The organism is Pacificoceanicola algae (assembly GCF_049341065.1).
GTDB lineage: Bacteria > Pseudomonadota > Alphaproteobacteria > Rhodobacterales > Rhodobacteraceae > Pacificoceanicola.
Window position 1 is genome coordinate 16,875 of sequence record NZ_JBMPIX010000036.1, and the last position, 17,072, is coordinate 33,946.

The following is a 17,072-nucleotide window of genomic DNA, read 5'->3' on the forward strand; positions in this document are numbered from 1 at the left end:
GATCAGGCTCAGTGTGCCTCTGTGGGAGCAATGCTGTTCTTCTACGAGGCCGTGCCATTATTCGATAGTCTACCCACCATTCTTCGACAGTCTGCCCACCAGACGCGAATATTCTTCGATACTCTACACACCTTTCTTCGATAGTCTACCCACCATTCTTCGATACTCTACACACCGATAGTTCAAAATAGGCGTAATTTCAAAAGCAAAATCAGTGGGTTAGGAATCGACCGATTCTCGTAACACCTTTAATAACACATATATAACACTCAGCTTGTTGAGCCGACACAGCTCCAATGCTGGGAATCTGTCCTACGGTTGGTAGAACACGCACGCGTTGACGCCCTCAGTTGTAGCAGTCCACGTCGCCCCAAGGACAGCGCATGTGGATGGGTAGCTGGCTAAGAAACGAGGAAGCAGAACCGTCAGAACCAAAGCCAGAACAACAGCGCCCAGACCGAACCAGGGTAGACGCTGTTTCAACCGTTCCGCTTTCTGTTCACGCTCCCAGACTGCACGCAGGGCATCCGACTTATCTTCTTCAGTTTTCTTGAGTGCATCCTGCGCCCTGTTTGAAGCCTCAAACAGATCGACACACATCTGGCCCATGCGCACCAGGTTGTCGTCGATCTTTCCATCAATCGTCGCGCCGACCAGCTCGCCATATTTTTTCGGGTTGGTCTGATCCCGTGCCGCGAAGGCTGCGATCCGCGCTTCGGTCGAGACTTCAATCTGCTTGTTTGCAACTGTCGTCAAACCGTCGATCCGGTTGGACATGCTGGCGACCGCCGTGGCCATGAGATCGAGGGTTTCGCGCAGCTCGCTATCGGTGAGGGCAGGGAACTCAGGTTGATTAGGGTCAGGCGTGTCGGTCATGGCGGGTCATCCTTTGGATCACTGGTCCTGCGGGACAAACAGCCCCTTGAACTCGGGGTCGGCGTAGTAGCGCAGCTTTTGGGCCAGGGCGGAGGGTTGGCCCTGGACGCGCAGAAGCTGCAATTCAGGCGGCATCTGCATGATTTCATCCGGGGTCAGCAGATCGCGGCCCGTGAGGTTGTTGCTGAAGCTGGGATTGTCGCCCGGCTTGTAGCTGTCGGTCTGGAACCCGGTGGTTTCCTGGCCGATCATCTGGCTCAGCCATTTCGCCGTCTCATAATCATTCACCCCGAAAACCTGTTGCACCCCGGCATTGGCAATGAAGGTGCCCGAGCGTTCGCCGTAGAGGTCCCTGAGCTGGCTCATGTCTTGTAGGATCGGCCAAAGCTGAAGCCCATATCCCGCCATCAGCCCCATGGCGCGCTCTACGGCCTCCAGACGGCCCAGGGCAGCAAACTCGTCTAAGAGGAACAGCGTGGGCTCCTTGAGGCGCTGAGAAGCGCCCTGAGCGCTCACAGAGGCTTCAGCGTCCCGTGCGATGTCCTGGAGGGCCTGAGAGACCAGAAGGCGCAGCCAGCGGCTGTAGGCATCCATGCGGTTGGGGGGCAGCACCAGAAACACGGACGTGATCCGGTGGCGCAGATCGGAGAAGTGGAAATCCGACCGCGACAGCACCTTGGCAATGCGCGGGCTGTCCAGAAAGTGCGTGTGGCGCTGTGCATTCGACAGGACCGAGGCGGATTCGCGATCCGCCTTGCCCAGAAACCGATTGGCGGCGCGGGCAATCAGCCCGCCCGCCGCTTCGCTGTCCTGCATCAGCTCCAGCAGCGCGCGCAGCTTTTCCGGGGGCAGGGTGAGATATTCCCGGACGGTGGCAAGGGTTCGGCGGTCGCGGTCCTCATGACAGACGCAGAACATGATCAGCCCGCCGAGGATGGCCTTGGCTTCTTCGTTCCAATGCGCTTCCGTCACCTGTCCCGGTGGGTCCATGACAAGCGCTTCGGTCAGGGAGGCGGCATCCTCGCCCAGATCGAGGCTGTCCGGTGTCAGCCGGTCGAGCGGGTTGTAGGCGGCAGAGGGCATTCCGCTGACCTCAAACGGATCGAGGACGTGAACCGTCCCAAACCGCCGCCGCGCTTCCCCGGCGATCCGGGCATTCTCCCCCTTGGGGTCGATGACCAGGACCGAGCGCTCTGCTGCCAGCAGGTTCGGGATCACGGTGCCGACGCCTTTCCCGGCCCGTGTCGGGGCGAGGGTGATCAGGTGGGCGGGACCGTCATAGCGCAGCAACCGTCCGGTGTGCGGATTGCGCCCGATCAGAAGACCATCATCCCCCTGGAGTTTCTTCAGCTCCTTGCGGTTGGCAAAGCGGGCCGAACCGTGGCTGTCACCGGTCAGCCCGAAGAAGGCATCGGCCCCGGAGGTCTTGCGCCAATACTGGAATCCGAAGACGCCACCGATGAACACAGGCGGCGCAATGATGGCCCATTCCCAGGCAGAGGTGCCAAGCGGAGGGCCGAAGGCTGTCATGGCCACGACGCCCCCGATGATGAACCCAATCATCGCCCCGAACAGGACGGCCCCGATCATCCAGCCCAACAGGATGGGGGTGAAGATCAGCCGACCGAAGAACCGGAACAGTCCGTCAAAGAGGCGGATCACGCCCCGCATCAGGACGGCGTGTCCGGGTCAGAGCTGGACGGGGCAGGGGAGGCAGTACCAGAGGGGGCCACCCAGTCCGCGAAGGCCTTGCGATCCTGTTCACGGGCGAGGTTACGGATCAGCCGGTCGAGCATGGCGGCAGCCCCGGAATCCCGTTCCGCCAGATCGAGGAGAGCGCCACCCAGGATCACCTTGCGCCGTGTGTCGAGTTTACGCTGTTTGGTGGCTTCCCGATTGCGGATGCTCTGGAGCCGTGCCTTGGCCTGGGCATAGCGCTTTTCCGCCTTCTCCAGTTCTGTTTCTGCCATATCGCGTGAGTCCATCTTCAGATTTGCGGGTGGAGAAGTTTGACTTTCAACCTCAGATGGTAGAGCCTACCCGTAGGCCTGTAAAGGACAAGGGCGCACTTATGCAAACTCTCCACCTTCGGTTCCGAGCTTTGCGTGCGATCTCTCCGGGGCTGCGCCCCAGCCGATGGCAGACCCCTTCGATGCAAGGCGCATCGAAATGGGAGACGGCATCGCCTCTCCCAAACCCTCTCAGACCAACCTGCGCGGTTGGATTGCGTCCCGCATCACGACACCCTGTCGGCATCCCGTGCCCCGTGGCCGGGGCTGGATTGCAGGGGGTGCCGCACTTGCGGGCTGCGCGGATCGTCGAACCTGACGGTGCCGATCCTTGCTGGGTTTGCCGGTGGCAAACCGCCCCTGATCCGGTGTCCCATCCCGCTCCCCAGAAAGCTGGGGATGGGATGCCTGATCAGGAGCAAGCCCGCGCCTCAGTGGTGCGTTGCACTTCTTCGAGCGGGCTGTCTTTTCCCCTCCGGCCCGCCGACCACAAGGCTGGGGCCTGCGGGGAAAAGACCGTTTCGCAACTCTCCGACGGCTCCGGAACACGATGTTCCGAAGCCCCCGGCTTTCGCCCAACAGGGAGGTTGAAGTCTGGCCTGTCCACGAGGGTGACAGGGCAGACTTCCCCCTCATCATGCGCTGACGCCCCGGCTCTTGTCACGGGCCAAGAGCCGGTCGGCATGGGCATGCCTGGCGTCTCGCATCGGCGGCGCGCGCGCGCGTGTTTGCGTCTCCATCGCGGGGGGAGTTGATGGCCAGCTACCACCTCTCTGTGAAGACGATCAAACGCAGCGCCGGTCGCTCTGTCGTGGCCGCAGCCGCCTACCGAGTCGGCGAGCGCATCGAATGCCAGCGCGAGGGCCGGGTCCATGACTACACCCGCAAGCAGGGCATCGAGGAGACGTTCATTGTCGCGCCTGAAAATGCCCCGGCCTGGGCGCAGGACCGGTCGAAACTCTGGAACGAAGCCGAGGCCAGCGAGACCCGCCGCAACTCCGTCACCGCCCGCGAATGGGAGCTGGCCCTGCCATCCGAAATCAGCGCCGAGGACAGGTCGCAGATCACCCGCGAGTTTGCCGAAGAGCTGGTCAGTCGCTACTGCGTGGCCGTCGATGTGGCGATCCACGCGCCGCACCGTGAGGGCGATCAGCGCAACCATCACGCCCATGTTCTGACCAGCACCCGCAAGCTGGAAGCGGAAGGCTTCACCGTCAAGACGCGGGTGCTGGATTCCGCGAAGACCGGCGGTGTCGAGATCGAGCAGATGCGCGGCGTCTGGGCCGAGTTGCAGAACCGCGCACTGGAGCGTGTCGGCGAGGTCGAGCGCGTCGATCACCGGTCGCTTGAGACGCAGCGCGAGGCGGCGCAGGAGCGCGGCGACACCCTGTCCGCCGAGGAGCTGGACCGCGACCCGGAGCTGAAGCTGGGACCGGCGGCGAACTCGATGGAACGGCGGGCGAAGGCAATGGCCGAGCGTGAGGGCCGGGAATATGTGCCGGTCACGGAGCGCGGGGCCGTGGTTCATGCCGCCCGTCAGGCCCGCGCAGCGTTTCGAGAGATGCGCGAACGGGTTGAGCTGGCGCGGGAGACCTATGGGACGGCCCGCGAGGAAGGGCAGGGGCGTGTCTCAGCCGGGTTGGCCGCGCTCAGGGCGGCGACATCGAAAGAACGCGGACCACGTTCGTCTGACGACATCCGGGAGCGGTTGGCGCAGATCACCGGGCGGGACGGTCCAGACCGGGACGTGCCGGAACGCGGTGTGCAGGGTGACGAAGAACCGAAGCGTTCTGCGCAGGAGCGGTTGCGCGAGGCGCTGGACAAGGATCAGGGCGTCGAGCGGGACGCGGGCGCGGAAGACGGCGAAAAACCGTCGATCCGTCAGCGGCTGGATGATGTGCTGAACAAGCCGCGTGAGAAGCTGGAGATCGAAGACGAGCCGCAGAAGGATCGCGAGGTCGAGAGCGAGAAAGAGATCGACAGGGACGCGGATCGCGACCGGGGCCTCAGTCACTGACCCAGATTGAAAACAAGCATTGGAGATTGAGAATGAACGAAGTGATGAATGTCGGCGAGACGATCCTGCTGGACGGAGAACCGCTGTCCTTGGTGACACGCGCGGGAGTCGAGGCGTGGATCGAGACCGGGATCGGGCACAGCTATCGCTACGACCAAGTGCGCGATCCGCTCGATGGCCAGATGAAATACCGTTGTATCTATGAGAAGGACGGGGCGGATGTGCCGTTCGTGCTGGTCAACAATCCGGACAGTGGGGACGGGCGCGTGGTTCTGTTCGACAGGAAGCCGGACGCGCAGCCCTTGGGTCTGTGACCGGGCTTCCGCCGATCTTCGACGGAATCGAGGCGGTGTGTTTCGACGCCTTCGGTACGCTGGTCGAAATCACCGAAAAACGTAAAGCGTTCATGCCGCTGTTCCGGGCTTTGCCTGCCGATAAGCGGCGGGAACTGAAGCACAGGCTCATGCGGGAGGACAGGCCATTTACGGATTGGCCCAGGGCGCTTGGGATCGAGATGGACTCATATGCTTTGGCGTATGCTCTGCTTGAGGTGCTGGAGCTGTCCATCATTGAGGGCCAGTCCATTGCCCTGCGTCCCGGCATGGCGGAAATCTGGACCAGACTGCGCAGCAAGGGATTGCGTCTGGCGCTCTGTTCCAATCTCGCAAGCGACTACGTTGCCGCCATGAGACGACAGCTACCCGACACGCCGGACGTGGAGGTGCTGTCTTGCAAAGTCGGGGCGATCAAGCCGGAGCCTGCGATTTATGCGCAGGTGTTGAACGGATTGCAGCTCGATCCGGGCAAGGTGCTGTTTGTCGGGGATACGCCGCGCGCAGACATCGAAGGGCCGCAAGCGGCGGGAATGAAGGCACTGCATGTGGACGCGCTGGTCGCGGCGATGCAGTCAGGCTGACGTTCATCTTGCCAAAAATATCCTCAGGGGAATGCCCGCAAGGGCAGGGGGCGGACAGCCCCGACTTTAGGAAATGCTGCACCCGATCTAATGGCTGGAAGGAGCCCTTTCAGTCGCTCGAATTTCCGCCGCCCAGACGTTGGGACTGGGCGGCGGGTGGAATCAACGCTTGTGCGCCGAAACCAGCATCATCATCGGTCGCTCAAGCTCTTCGGCCAGTTCCGGTATCTCCGCGATCTGTTCTTGCGTGGGCGCAAACTCTTCCAATCGGCGCAACTCAAACCCTGCGCCGATCAGCGTGTTGAGCGTGGAGGCCAAGGTTCGATGCTGCTTCAGCACGCCTTTAGCGAACCAATCGGTGCGGCGTTTGTGACCTTCGCCGCTATCTGACGCGGTTTCTTCATCGCTATGTGGCACCGATGACGAGGGTGGATCGTGCGGCCTCTACCACGTCGTCCGTGACCAAGGACAATTCGTTGATCTTCAGGATGCGTTCGATTTGAACGAACAACCGCTGCAGGAGGCGGAAGTTGCCACCGGTGATCCGGGCGATAGATGCAATGGCCTGATGGTCTGTGAAGTCGGCATCGTCCAATTGCAGTCCCAGCTTGCGCCAGTGACGGGTGAGTACAAAGGTCAACTCGTCACCTTTTAACGTGCGATAATGATGCGCAAAACCGATGCGACTATAGAATTGTGGATAGCGTTCAAGCCGTCGCTCGAGACCGGGCATGCCGATGAGGATGACGCTGATGCCCATTCGGTCGAAGATATCGCGCACATGTTCGAGGCCTTGGGCCGATAGGCGCTCTGCTTCGTCAATGATCAGAAGGTTGATCAGGCTCAAACGTCTGTTGTCGGGGAAAACCTTCTCTGGATGTTGTGCAAGCTCGATACACCCTTCGATTCGAGTCATCAGGGTTCCCAGATCATCGCGGGTTTGACGGGCAGGTTCACTGACTGTTGGCGTGTAGAAGGCTGTGCGCGATCTCGCGAGGGCCTTGTAGGCGATCATGTCTGACGGATCGCGCGGCCCCCAGGTATCCAGTAACAGCCCGGCCTTGTCCCATCGGGCGCAGCGCTGTGCCGAGATGGTTTTTCCGACACCAGCGGGGCCAAAGCATATACCGATATAGCGATGCTTTTTCACGGCGCTGACGAACTCCATGAACCGGCGATGTTCTTTTGTGGAGATGAACGTGCCATTGCGGTGCCCTGCCATCATCAGTCGTCCGTCTCGTAAGTTCGGAGCTTTGTTTTGCGTGCTGGGGCAGGTTTTGCTGAAGGCAGCGGGCGTTTCTTTCCATCGGGTAGAAACTCGGCCACCGTCCGGACCCGTTCATTTATCTGGCCGCGCAGGGCACGCCGGTGGGCGGATCGAGCTGTCTGAATGTCCTTTAATGTAACTGTCTCATGCGCGTATTCGGGACTGATCGCCCGGCACAGAAAGCGGTTCTTGTGGAAAATGCGTATCTCAGCCAGATCGCGCGGGTCGTAGCGGATGGTCACGGCCTCGCCGACATAGGGAGCCAAAATCGGGCTCATGAAACGCAGCCCCTGAAAGTGAACACCATCGCGACGGACGGTGCGGGGCTTGGCGACCATGACGAGCAGCAGATCGAGGTCTTCAAGACTGTCAGGCATCTGTGGCAACCAGCCTTTGCCACACCAGCAGGATATGGGTGTCGTGCCAATCTCACTGTGGATGCGAGCGTTGTAGGTGTTGACGATCCACTCACAAATCGCGGCGTCCAGTTCTGTCAGAGAGAGCTTTGGGCGGATCGCAGGTTTGCCGTGTGCAAGACAACCGGGCAAGTCAGATAGCAGTTCAGTGTTCACCGTCCCAAAGAACCGTTCGATCTTTCCGCGGCCCTGGGGGCGAGCGACAGCCGAATAGATAATCTGAAAGCGCAGGGCTGCTGCTGCCTGATCGAGGTGTTCAGATGTGAAGTCGCTGCCGTGATCGACATAAAGCACATCCGGGATGCCACAGACCGGCCAATCCGGGTTCTGCTTGCGCCAGATCGCCTGCCGGAGCGCGAGGGATGTTTGCAGGGCAGATGGTGCACCCAGAAAGACCAGATATCCGGCAATGGCGCGGGAATGGTCGTCCATGATCATGGTCAGCCACGGGCGCACCGCCGTTCCGTTCGCATCAAGGATCAGGATATCAAGCATCGTGTGGTCGGCTTGCCAGATCACATTGGGGGCTGTGGCTCGGTGCCGGTAGATCAGCTCATAGCGATCACGGTAGGCAGCGGCCCCGTCCTGCGCCAGCGTGACCATGGCCGGATCAAGAGCCCGGATAATGTCGTAGACGGTTCTGTAAGTCGGAACGCGCCAGTCCTGGGCTTTTGCCGCCGCCGTGACACGCCGGTGAATTGCTGCGCTGGACAGTCGGGGTTTGCGTAGTGCCAGCCCTTCGATCAGGCGTACCAGTTCGTGCGGTAGCTTGCGGGTTTTTGCATCTGACCGCATCCGCCGTTCCAAACCTTCCAGCCCGAACGCTTGGTAGCGAGACAACCAGCGTTGCGCCGTCCGGATCGAAACATCTGCCGCCCGCGCCGCAGCGGTCAGAGCAACACCATCCTCAATGTGAGGTCTGAGAACTGCAAAACGGCGCATCGCGTCATCCATTGTTCCCTCCTTTCAGGTGTCCGTAAGGGGATCGCTCACCGGACGGCTTCTCACCGCCGGTCTTTCATCAACATCCATTGGGGAAATCGAATCTCATTTGATTGGTACGATGGTTGTGTCATTGAAGGGGTCTTTTGCGTTACACTCATTGCATGGCCAGGCAATCTTCGGCCATTTCCGGCCCAAGGACGCACACATGACTGAAACCCGCATCGGCTACGCACGCTGCTCGACCGACAAACAGGACCTCGCTGCACAGCGCGCGGCGCTTCTCGATCTCAATGTGCCGGAAAAACGCATTTACACCGATCACGGCCTGACTGGCACAAATCGGGAGCGCCCCGGTCTGGCCCAAGCTCTGGCGGCGGTGCGCGAAGGGGATACGTTCGTGGTGCCAAAACTTGACCGGCTGGCACGTTCCGTCCCTGACGCCCGTGCGATTGCGGATCAGCTTGAAAAGACTGGCGTCAAACTCGCCATCGGAGCCAATGTCCATGACCCGACTGATCCGATGGGAAAGATGTTCTTTAATATCCTTGCCACCTTCGCCGAGTTCGAGGCCGACCTGATCCGCATGCGCACCCGCGAAGGCATGGCCATCGCCCGCGCCAAGGGAAAGCTGAAGGGTAAGAAACCGAAGCTGTCCGACAAACAACACAAGGAACTGCGCCGCATGCACGACACCGGCGACTATTCAATCAGCGACCTCGCCGAGCTATTCGCCGTTTCAAGGCCAACCGTTTACAGGACGCTCAATCGAACAGCGAGCGCCGCTTAACGACGAAAAAAATGCGCCAGATAGCGGCGAAGGTCACACCCAGCGTTCCGCCCGCAGGGTGGAGCGTTCTTTCCAGGCCAGCCTGCGCCCGCTGAAATTCTCTCCGTTGACCAGGTTGGCGTTGATTTCGGCGGCGGGCGGGGTCTGCCATTGTTCTGGTTCGATCCAGAGTTCGTGGGCATTTGCGCCGGGGCTGCAAACAGCGAGAAAAAGGGCGGTCACGATCCGAGAGAGACGCATATTCAGGGGCCTTTCCAAAGCGGGGACGGGGATTCAGGGGTCCGGGCGAACCGGCAAAAGCCGCCGGTGGTGCCACATGTATTTCGAAAGATGCCATTTGGTAGCGCCCCGGCGATGATTTGGGGGCGACCCGATTTTGCACCCGCGATACCGAACCCACGCGGGAGGCCCGGTAAAAGTTTCAGCCACGTCTTGCAAAAACCCCGGAAGGGGATGCCCGTGCCGCGCTGCACCGGGTTGTATTTGCGGTCTATTTCAGCAGCGATTTGAGATCGGTTTCGGGATCGGAAATCGCGGCTGGGTCGGGGGATTTTCCGGCTTCGATCAGGCGTTTGCCGATCATATAGGCCCGCGCGTCGTTCATCGCGTCCAGGGCAATCAGGCGCGCGCCCCTGTAATACCAGAAACTGACCGCGCCGCTGTCCATCCGGCGGGGCACGATCCGGTCATACCCGGTGTTCAGCCCGGCGATCTGCAATTTCACGTCATATTGATCCGACCAGAACCATGGCTTTGCCGCATAGGGTTTGCCCGCCCCCAGCATGTTTTCGGCCACGATCTCGGCTTGGGCGATGGCATTGCCGACGCTTTCCAGCCTGATGCGCCCGCCCCGGTACGGAAACGAGGCGCAGTCGCCCGCGGCCCAGATCGACGCATCCGAACTGCGCCCCTGTTCATCGGTGCAAATGCCCTGGTCGATCTGCAGCCCGGCATCTTCGGCCAGCGCCGTCATCGGCCTGACGCCGACCCCGGCGATGACCAGGTCGGCCTTGATCGTGCTGCCGTCCGACAGGATCGCCCCGGTGACGCGGCGCGTGCCGGTCAGCCGTTCAAGACCGGTGTTTTCATGGATGGTAACGCCATGATCCGCATGCAGCGCGCGAAAATAATCCGACGTCTCGGGCGCCGCGACGCGCTGCAGGATACGCGGGGCCATTTCGACCAGCGCAACCGTCAGCCCCAGCCTGGCCCCGACCGCTGCCGCTTCCAGGCCGATATAGCCGCCCCCGACAATCAGCAGCTTGCGCCCGGCCTGAAAATCCGGGGCCATGGCGTCGATATCGGCAAGGGTGCGCAGCGTGTGGACCCCCGGCAGGTCGCCGCCGATCGCCGCCGGCAACCGGCGCGGGCATGACCCGGTGGTCAGTGCAAGCTGGTCATAGGGAACGGTTTCCGCCCCCACCTGCACGGTCTTTGCGATGCGATCAATCGCGGTGACCCGCGCCCCGAGCCTGAGCGTCACGTTTTGCGCGTCCCAATAGGCCGGCGCGCGCAGGTACAGCTGTTCTTGTGTGACTTCGCCCAGCAGATAGCCTTTTGACAGGGGCGGGCGCTGATAGGGCAGCGACGCCTCGTCACCGATCATCGTCAGGGCCCCGGTGTATCCCAGGGTGCGCAGTTTTGCTGCGAGCGCGGCCCCGGCCTGGCCCGCGCCGACGATGACGATCCCGGTCATTGCAACCTGCCGCGTCGATCGGGGTCAGGCCGGGGCCGGATCACACCGGGATGCCTTTGGCCAGCCGGGTCTTTTCGTCGTCCGACAGACCCAGAACCTCGTCCAGTATATAGTCCCGGTGCTGGTTCAGGACCGGCGCGGCAGACCCGGTGTCCAGCCTTGTCCGCGACAGTTTGATCGGGCTGCTGACGATGGGCATCCTGGCGTTATGTTTGTGTTCAGCGTGCTGCAGCAGGTCCCGTGCGCGTATCTGTTCGTCGGAAAACACCTGGTCCAGGGTGTTGATCGGGGCGCAGGGGATGCCCAGCCGGGACAGCTCATCAATCCACTGCGCGGTTGGTTTGAGACACAATATGTCCTGCAATTCCGCTTCCAGCGTTTCGCGGTTTTTCAGCCGGTTGGCGTTGTCGATATACCTGGGATCGGTCGCCAGATGCCGACAGCCTGCGGCCTCGCAGAACTTGGCGTATTGGCGGTCGTTTCCGACGGCGAGGACAAAATTCCCGTCCGCGGTCTGAAAGGTGCGATAGGGCACGATATTGGGATGCGCGTTGCCCATGAGCCGGGGCGCATCGCCGGTGCAGAGATAGTTCATGTTCTGGTTGGCCAGGGTGGTCACCATCACATCCAGCAATGCCATGTCGACACTTTGCCCTTCGCCGGTTTTCCGGGCGTGGTGATAGGCGGCGATGACGGCGGCGGCGGACATGGTCCCGGTCATCAGATCGGCAATCGGAACCCCCACTTTCTGTGGGCCGCCGCCGGGTCGGTCCTGGCGTTCGCCGGTGATGCTCATCAGGCCGCTGATCGCCTGGATGGCCATGTCATACCCGGCCCGTTCCCGGTAGGGACCGGTCTGCCCGTAGCCGGTGATCGAACAATAGACGATCGCGGGGTTGCTGGCGGCCAGGCTGTCGTAATCCAGCCCATACCGGGCCAGATCGCCGAATTTGTAATTCTCGACAACGACATCGGCCTTTTGCACCAGCCGGTGGACAACCTGTTGCCCCTCGGCGCTGCGGATGTCGATGCAGATGGATTTCTTGCCGCGGTTCGCCGCCTGGAAATAGGCCGAATCCTCGGCATCGTTGCCAGCGTCGTCCTTCATATAGGGCGGGCCCCAGTGGCGGGTGTCGTCGCCGCTGCCGGGGCGTTCGACTTTCCAGACCTCGGCCCCGAGATCGGACAGGATCTGGGTCAGCCACGGACCGGCCAGAATGCGCGAAAGGTCCAGCACCTTCATATCCGTAAGCGGGCCTGCCATAGCGTGACCTTTCTGTTGTGAGACATGTAATCTGCCCATGCCGGGCTGATCCAGAACGCCGAAAAACCGGGAAACGGCGCTCTGGATACGGGGCGTTTAACCGACGATCTTGAAGTTCTTCGGCTTGTCGACCAAAAGGCCGGGGTTCATGATCCAGTTCGGATCAAGCTCGCCCTTGATGGCGCCAAGCGCCTTGCGATACAGCGGATCGACTTCCTTGTCGTACCAGGGGCGGAAGGTCCGGCCGACCGCGTGGTGGTGCGTGATTGTCGCGCCCAGCTCGGTCAGAGTATCCGAAGCCACGTCCGACAAGGCCTGGTAATCCTCCAGGCAGCGCGCATGGGTCGAGGGCGCCATGATCGAATAATACGGCGCCGGCCCATCGGGATACAGGAACGAGAACCTGCGGCACACGATGCCGCCACCGGTGATCCGCTTTTCGGCATCGGCCATGCGGGCCATGATCTCGGTGTCGATTTCCTTGAAGATGTCCCAGGTATAGGCGGTTTCAAAGGTGAAACTGACAATCCCCATGGCGGCCCGGACGTGCATCAGGCGCGGCAGGTAACGGAACTGGTCGCGCCAGCTGCCCTGCGCCCCGGACCGGCTGGTTTCCAGCGCGTTGTCGACTGTACCGGCCTTCTGTTTTACGACACCGCCGTAATCCTGGCAGATTTCCAGGCCGCGCTCCAACCAGGCATCCACCGGGTGATCCGCCGATTCAAAGCCCAGCAGCAGAACCGATTCCGTGCCATCCCCCGCGCCGTAGAAAAACGCATCCTGTTCGTCGAGATACCGCGCATTGGCGGGGAACAGCCCGGCCTGGGTGATCTGGCGCACCGCATCCGCGCCTTCATAGAAGGTCTTGAATGAAATGGAGGCATTGGCGCGGAACTTGACCCGGCCCTGCAGCCGCATCCAGGCTTCGGTGATGATGCCCATCGTCCCTTCGGAACCGATGAAGGTGCGGTCCGGGTCGGGCCCTGCCCCGGATCCGGGCAGGCGGCGGTTCTGGATGGTGCCCGAAGGGGTCACGACCCGCAAAGACTGCACCATTTCGTCGATATGGGTCAGCTGGGTGGCATAATGCCCCGCCGACCGGGTGGCGATCCAGCCGCCCAGCGACGAAAATTCCCAGGATTGCGGGATATGGCGCAGGGTCAGCCCGTGCGGCTTGAGTTCGGATTCCAGCGCCGGCCCCAGTTTGCCGCCCTGGATGCGCGCCGCGCGCGAGACCGGGTCGATTTCAAGGATCTTGTTCATGTTGCCAAGGTCGATGATGACAACGCCGGGATATTCATCGCCGTCCGGGGCAAAAAAGCCCCCCGTCACGCTTGAGCCGCCACCGAAAGGAATGGCCGCGTAACCATTTTCACCGCACCAGTCCAGGACCGCGGCAATGTCTTCTTCGTTCTGCGGATAGGCAATGATGTCCGGCGGGTTGTCGAACTGACGCCGGTAGATCTTGGCCATGTCCTTATAGCCTTTGCCATAGGTATGGATGACCCGGTCCCATTTGTCCGAGGTACAGAACGATTCCAGCGTGCGCGGGATTTCGATGCGCGGTGCGCGCAGTTCGATTTCGTCCAGCGTCGGGTCCGGGGTCAGATCGAAACCCGGCACGTTCAGCCGTTTGGCCACCCGTTCGCACATGCTGTCGATGGCAGCCTGCGGGGTCTCGTCGCTTTCGTAACCCCAGGTCCAGAATTTACGGCGCTCGCCGAAATACCCGCTTCTCTTTGATGACATGGCCCTCTCCTTTCAGCCTGTTTATGGCCACAAGACATCCGTCAGGCCGGCGGGCTTTTCAGGATGTCATGCGCTTGCGGCCAACCGTCGGGCAGAAACCATTCTGGTATAGCCTTGTTGGTAATACCAGCTAGCAAGGCGGGCGGGACGAGTCAAGGGGCCACTTCAGATGCGCAGCAGCGCAGGCGTTGATCCGACAGCGGGCTTTGGCCGCCAAAATCGCAAAAGATTCTGGTAGTACCAAGCCCGCGAACGGTCTAGGATTCACAGACCAGTAGTTTTCAGAATCATGATATGTCTTCGAAATCATATTTATTGCAGGGTGAGATTTTGAAGTTCATCCGCCAGCGGCATTTCGAAAACGGCGACCGGCTGTTTTCCGAACGCGAGTTTGCCGAGAAATTCGGCACCACGCGCCCGGCGATTCGCGAAGCGGTGACCGCGCTCGAAGCGTTGCGGGTCATTGAACGCCGGCCCCAGTCCGGCCTGTACCTGCGCGACATGCGCGCGGACAGCAGCATCGACGCGCTGGTGTTGCAGGTTCAGTCGGGGATGATCCCGGACGCGCATGAAATCCATGACGCCATCGAATTGCGGCGCATCCTGGAAATCGAAGCCATCCGCATTGCCGCCACCCGGCGCAGCGAAGACGACCTGAAAGACATCCGACAGGTGCTGGACCAGACCGAAGAGCGCCTGAACGAAGGCCAGCCGATCGAAAAAGAGGACGAAGAATTCCACAAACGGATCGCGGCCAGCACGCGGAACTCGTTGCTGTTGCGGGTCGTCAATTCGTTTTACGAACTGTCCAAGGACCGCCGGGTCATGTATTTTTCAGACCCCGAAAGATGCCGGATTTCCCATGCCCAGCATCTGAAAATATTTGCCACCCTGTCGGAAGGCGACCCCGAGCGCTGCGCGAAGATCATGCAGGAACACCTGTCGCAGACATCGACCCTGTGGAAAACCATCCTGGCCGAAGAACTGCCCTGATCGCCGCCTGTCGGCGGGGGATCACCCCCGGTTCGCCGGCGGAGAGGGTGAGTGGCCCCCCGCCGGCCAGGCCGCCCGCAGGGGTGTCATGGTCCCCTGATATATTCGGGCAGCCACAGGGCCAGTTCCGGGAACGCCATCACCAGAACCAGCGTGACCAGTTGCATTCCGATGAACGGAATGACCCCCCGGTACATATGTTTCAGCAGCATTTCTGGCGGCGAAATGCTGCGCAGATAGAATATGGACGGGGCCATCGGGGGGGTAAGATACCCGGTCTGCAGAACGATCAGGAACAGGACCAGGAACCAGATCGTATCAAAGCCAAGCGCATTGACGATCGGAATCGCCAGCGGAATGACGATCAACACCACCGAAACAAGATCCAGGATGAACCCGCCGATAAACCCGATCAGCAGGATCAGCAGGATGATGCTCCAGGGCGACAGGTTGGCCGCATCGAGAATTTCACGGGTCGCCGAAACGCCGCCGGAGGCCGCGAAAATGCCCGAAAAGATGTGACCGCCCAGAAGGATCGTCAGGATCATCACCGAAATCAGCAGCGACCGTTTGATCGCGTTCCAGAACACCGCCAGCTTGAACTGTCCCATTGTCGCCGTCAGCAGCAGCGTGCCAAGCGCGCCGCAGGCCGCAGCCTCTGTCGGGGTGGCCCAGCCCAGCAGAATGGTCCCCAGCACGGAAAAGATCAGCAGCACCGGCGGCAGAAAGGCCACAAGCGTGAACCTGAGTTTTCCCAGCAGGCTCATCCCGTCGTCGTCTTCGTCGGGCAGAGACCGGGGGGCGACACGGGGGTCCAGCGTGGCATGGACGATGATATACAGGATGAACAGCCCCGCCATCATCAGGCCGGGAAACAGGATGGCGGCAAAAAGCGACCCCACCGAAACATCGGCCGAGGGCGCCAGCACGATCACCACCACCGAGGGCGGGATCGCGGTTCCCAGCGAGCCGCCGCCGCAGACCGTGCCCGAAATCAGCGATTTGCTGTAATTGTGGCTCAGCATGACCGGGATGGCCAACAGCCCGATGACGGTTTCGGTGGCCCCGACCACGCCGCTGGCCGCGGCAAAGACCGTGCCCAGCAGGATGGTGCTGACCGCCAGGCTGCCGGGCAGCCGGCGGGTCCACATATGGACGGCTTTGAACAGCTGTTTGGCAATGCCGGTGCTTTCCAGCAGCGTGCCCATCAGGATGAACAGCGGCACTGCGGCCAGCACATAGTTCGATGCAAGATCCTGAACCTCGGCGATGAACTGGTGCACGGCGGCATCGCCGAACCTTATGAAACCAAAGACCAGCGACACCCCCAGAAGCGCAAAGGCGACCGGAACCCCGATAAATATGGCGACAAAAAGCGCCGGAAACATCCATAAAGCCAGTTCCACGTCAGATTGCCCCTTTCAGGCTTTCCGGGGTGCATCCCGGCGGATCACGGTCAAACAACACGAAGAGGCATTTGATCAGCTCCAGAACCAGCTGAAGCAGGAACAGCGCAAAACCGATGATGAAACACAGCCGAAAAGGCCAGACCGGCGGGTTCCAGAAGGATTCACCCGACGTCTCGTTTCGTCTGACCGCTTCCCAGAGGTAATCCCACAGCCCGAACAGCAGCCAGACGGTAAACACCGTCATCATCGCAAAGATCAAAAGATCGATCGCGGCGCGCCAGCGTTTGCTGACCGCGCCATAGAAAAAATCGACCCGCACGTTGTTATGCATTTGCAACGTGTATCCCAGCCCGACGACAAACAGCGTCCCCATGAGCATATAGCTGACCTCGAACGCCCAGATGGTGGGGGCTTTCAGCACGTAGCGCGAAAAGACTTCCCAGATCATCGCCGCGATCAGCGGCAGAACCAGGATGGCGGCCAGGTAACCAAAGCCCCGGACGATGCTTTCCAGCAGGTTGACCAAACGTGACATGCTTCCCCCCGATGTCTCTCAACAACATCCCGGACACCTGTCGATGCCCAGGATGCAAGAACACATGATATCTACGCCTGAAGTTACCTGTAGTTTTCAGAGTTCTCCCACAGCGCCTCATATGCGCGCTGTGATTCCAGAACCTTTGCGAACCAGGGATTGTCGGCGGCGACCTTGTCGGCCCATTCCGCCG

At 61.0% G+C, this 17,072-nt stretch carries 17 protein-coding genes; 5 read left to right on the plus strand and 12 right to left on the minus strand.

Going from position 1 to position 17,072, the window contains the following annotated elements; translation table 11 throughout:
* Window positions 1-312: 312 nt before the first annotated feature.
* The 3 genes from ACOYQJ_RS24765 to ACOYQJ_RS24775 are packed head-to-tail and all read right to left on the minus strand — an operon-like array spanning window position 313 to window position 2,846.
* Window positions 313-876, minus strand: a complete 564-nt coding sequence (locus ACOYQJ_RS24765; RefSeq protein WP_422908577.1) for a hypothetical protein — start codon at window positions 874-876, stop codon at window positions 313-315.
* A gap of 18 nt (window positions 877-894) precedes the next feature.
* Window positions 895-2,547 carry a type IV secretory system conjugative DNA transfer family protein gene (locus ACOYQJ_RS24770; RefSeq protein ID WP_422908578.1) on the minus strand — a complete coding sequence of 551 codons (1,653 nt, stop codon included), beginning with the start codon at window positions 2,545-2,547 and terminating at the stop codon, window positions 895-897.
* Window positions 2,547-2,846: a mobilization protein gene (locus ACOYQJ_RS24775; RefSeq protein ID WP_422908579.1), complete on the minus strand. Its 300-nt coding sequence runs from the start codon at window positions 2,844-2,846 to the stop codon at window positions 2,547-2,549. The genes ACOYQJ_RS24770 and ACOYQJ_RS24775 overlap by 1 nt, the downstream gene beginning before the upstream one ends.
* A 793-nt stretch (window positions 2,847-3,639) precedes the next feature.
* Here ACOYQJ_RS24775 and mobQ point away from each other — a divergent pair.
* Genes mobQ through ACOYQJ_RS24790 form a run of 3 tightly spaced genes read left to right on the plus strand, consistent with a single transcriptional unit; the run spans window position 3,640 to window position 5,818 of the window.
* Window positions 3,640-4,902: a MobQ family relaxase gene (mobQ, locus tag ACOYQJ_RS24780; protein WP_422908580.1), complete on the plus strand. Its 1,263-nt coding sequence runs from the start codon at window positions 3,640-3,642 to the stop codon at window positions 4,900-4,902.
* A gap of 32 nt (window positions 4,903-4,934) precedes the next feature.
* Window positions 4,935-5,216 carry a hypothetical protein gene (locus ACOYQJ_RS24785; protein ID WP_422908581.1) on the plus strand — a complete coding sequence of 94 codons (282 nt, stop codon included), beginning with the start codon at window positions 4,935-4,937 and terminating at the stop codon, window positions 5,214-5,216.
* Entirely contained in the window at window positions 5,213-5,818 is a 606-nt protein-coding gene (locus ACOYQJ_RS24790) for an HAD family hydrolase (RefSeq protein WP_422908582.1), read from the plus strand. Before ACOYQJ_RS24785 ends, ACOYQJ_RS24790 begins: the two co-directional genes overlap by 4 nt.
* 162 nt (window positions 5,819-5,980) lie before the next feature.
* Here the strand turns inward: ACOYQJ_RS24790 and ACOYQJ_RS24795 are convergent, their stop codons facing one another.
* The 3 genes from ACOYQJ_RS24795 to ACOYQJ_RS24805 form a co-directional block, all read right to left on the minus strand.
* Entirely contained in the window at window positions 5,981-6,136 is a 156-nt protein-coding gene (locus ACOYQJ_RS24795; RefSeq protein ID WP_422908583.1) for a hypothetical protein, read from the minus strand.
* An 88-nt stretch (window positions 6,137-6,224) separates the two neighbouring features.
* Complete coding sequence (locus ACOYQJ_RS24800; protein ID WP_217649925.1) at window positions 6,225-7,043, minus strand: AAA family ATPase; 819 nt, start codon at window positions 7,041-7,043, stop codon at window positions 6,225-6,227.
* Entirely contained in the window at window positions 7,043-8,455 is a 1,413-nt protein-coding gene (locus ACOYQJ_RS24805; protein WP_093039426.1) for a TnsB C-terminal domain-containing protein, read from the minus strand. Before ACOYQJ_RS24805 ends, ACOYQJ_RS24800 begins: the two co-directional genes overlap by 1 nt.
* Before the next feature lie 196 nt (window positions 8,456-8,651).
* On the opposite strand from ACOYQJ_RS24805, the gene ACOYQJ_RS24810 reads away from it, so the two are divergent.
* The gene (locus ACOYQJ_RS24810; protein WP_422908584.1) at window positions 8,652-9,233 is read left to right on the plus strand and encodes a recombinase family protein; all 582 of its coding nucleotides are present in this window, start codon (window positions 8,652-8,654) and stop codon (window positions 9,231-9,233) included.
* Between the two features lie 33 nt (window positions 9,234-9,266).
* Here ACOYQJ_RS24810 and ACOYQJ_RS24815 read toward each other — a convergent pair whose 3' ends face one another.
* From ACOYQJ_RS24815 to ACOYQJ_RS24830, 4 genes are all read right to left on the minus strand, one after another.
* The gene (locus ACOYQJ_RS24815) at window positions 9,267-9,473 is read right to left on the minus strand and encodes a hypothetical protein (protein ID WP_422908585.1); all 207 of its coding nucleotides are present in this window, start codon (window positions 9,471-9,473) and stop codon (window positions 9,267-9,269) included.
* Between the two features lie 250 nt (window positions 9,474-9,723).
* A complete protein-coding gene (locus tag ACOYQJ_RS24820) occupies window positions 9,724-10,929 on the minus strand; it encodes an NAD(P)/FAD-dependent oxidoreductase (RefSeq protein ID WP_093039362.1) in 1,206 nt (401 codons plus the stop codon).
* A 40-nt stretch (window positions 10,930-10,969) separates the two neighbouring features.
* On the minus strand, window positions 10,970-12,193 hold the full coding sequence (locus ACOYQJ_RS24825; protein WP_093039363.1) for a CaiB/BaiF CoA transferase family protein: 1,224 nt from the start codon (window positions 12,191-12,193) through the stop codon (window positions 10,970-10,972).
* 96 nt (window positions 12,194-12,289) lie between these two features.
* The gene (locus tag ACOYQJ_RS24830; RefSeq protein ID WP_093039364.1) at window positions 12,290-13,942 is read right to left on the minus strand and encodes an FAD-binding oxidoreductase; all 1,653 of its coding nucleotides are present in this window, start codon (window positions 13,940-13,942) and stop codon (window positions 12,290-12,292) included.
* A gap of 294 nt (window positions 13,943-14,236) precedes the next feature.
* On the opposite strand from ACOYQJ_RS24830, the gene ACOYQJ_RS24835 reads away from it, so the two are divergent.
* Window positions 14,237-14,935, plus strand: a complete 699-nt coding sequence (locus ACOYQJ_RS24835; protein ID WP_422908586.1) for a FadR/GntR family transcriptional regulator — start codon at window positions 14,237-14,239, stop codon at window positions 14,933-14,935.
* An 86-nt stretch (window positions 14,936-15,021) separates the two neighbouring features.
* Here the strand turns inward: ACOYQJ_RS24835 and ACOYQJ_RS24840 are convergent, their stop codons facing one another.
* A complete protein-coding gene (locus ACOYQJ_RS24840) occupies window positions 15,022-16,341 on the minus strand; it encodes a TRAP transporter large permease (RefSeq protein WP_245770755.1) in 1,320 nt (439 codons plus the stop codon).
* Window position 16,342: 1 nt separating this feature from the next.
* Entirely contained in the window at window positions 16,343-16,879 is a 537-nt protein-coding gene (locus ACOYQJ_RS24845) for a TRAP transporter small permease subunit (protein WP_093039367.1), read from the minus strand.
* Between the last annotated feature and the right edge of the window lie 193 nt (window positions 16,880-17,072).

Bases quoted from the DNA above. Each gene is read 5' to 3' on its own strand.
- ACOYQJ_RS24770 (WP_422908578.1), bottom strand. From the start codon at position 2,547: ATGCGGGGCGTGATCCGCCTCTTTGACGGACTGTTCCGGTTCTTCGGT.
- ACOYQJ_RS24815 (WP_422908585.1), bottom strand. From the start codon at position 9,473: ATGCGTCTCTCTCGGATCGTGACCGCCCTTTTTCTCGCTGTTTGCAGC.
- ACOYQJ_RS24775 (WP_422908579.1), bottom strand. From the start codon at position 2,846: ATGGCAGAAACAGAACTGGAGAAGGCGGAAAAGCGCTATGCCCAGGCC.
- ACOYQJ_RS24800 (WP_217649925.1), bottom strand. From the start codon at position 7,043: ATGATGGCAGGGCACCGCAATGGCACGTTCATCTCCACAAAAGAACAT.
- ACOYQJ_RS24835 (WP_422908586.1), top strand. From the start codon at position 14,237: ATGTCTTCGAAATCATATTTATTGCAGGGTGAGATTTTGAAGTTCATC.
- ACOYQJ_RS24765 (WP_422908577.1), bottom strand. From the start codon at position 876: ATGACCGACACGCCTGACCCTAATCAACCTGAGTTCCCTGCCCTCACC.
- ACOYQJ_RS24820 (WP_093039362.1), bottom strand. From the start codon at position 10,929: ATGACCGGGATCGTCATCGTCGGCGCGGGCCAGGCCGGGGCCGCGCTC.
- mobQ (WP_422908580.1), top strand. From the start codon at position 3,640: ATGGCCAGCTACCACCTCTCTGTGAAGACGATCAAACGCAGCGCCGGT.
- ACOYQJ_RS24825 (WP_093039363.1), bottom strand. From the start codon at position 12,193: ATGGCAGGCCCGCTTACGGATATGAAGGTGCTGGACCTTTCGCGCATT.
- ACOYQJ_RS24805 (WP_093039426.1), bottom strand. From the start codon at position 8,455: ATGGATGACGCGATGCGCCGTTTTGCAGTTCTCAGACCTCACATTGAG.
- ACOYQJ_RS24785 (WP_422908581.1), top strand. From the start codon at position 4,935: ATGAACGAAGTGATGAATGTCGGCGAGACGATCCTGCTGGACGGAGAA.
- ACOYQJ_RS24810 (WP_422908584.1), top strand. From the start codon at position 8,652: ATGACTGAAACCCGCATCGGCTACGCACGCTGCTCGACCGACAAACAG.
- ACOYQJ_RS24830 (WP_093039364.1), bottom strand. From the start codon at position 13,942: ATGTCATCAAAGAGAAGCGGGTATTTCGGCGAGCGCCGTAAATTCTGG.
- ACOYQJ_RS24845 (WP_093039367.1), bottom strand. From the start codon at position 16,879: ATGTCACGTTTGGTCAACCTGCTGGAAAGCATCGTCCGGGGCTTTGGT.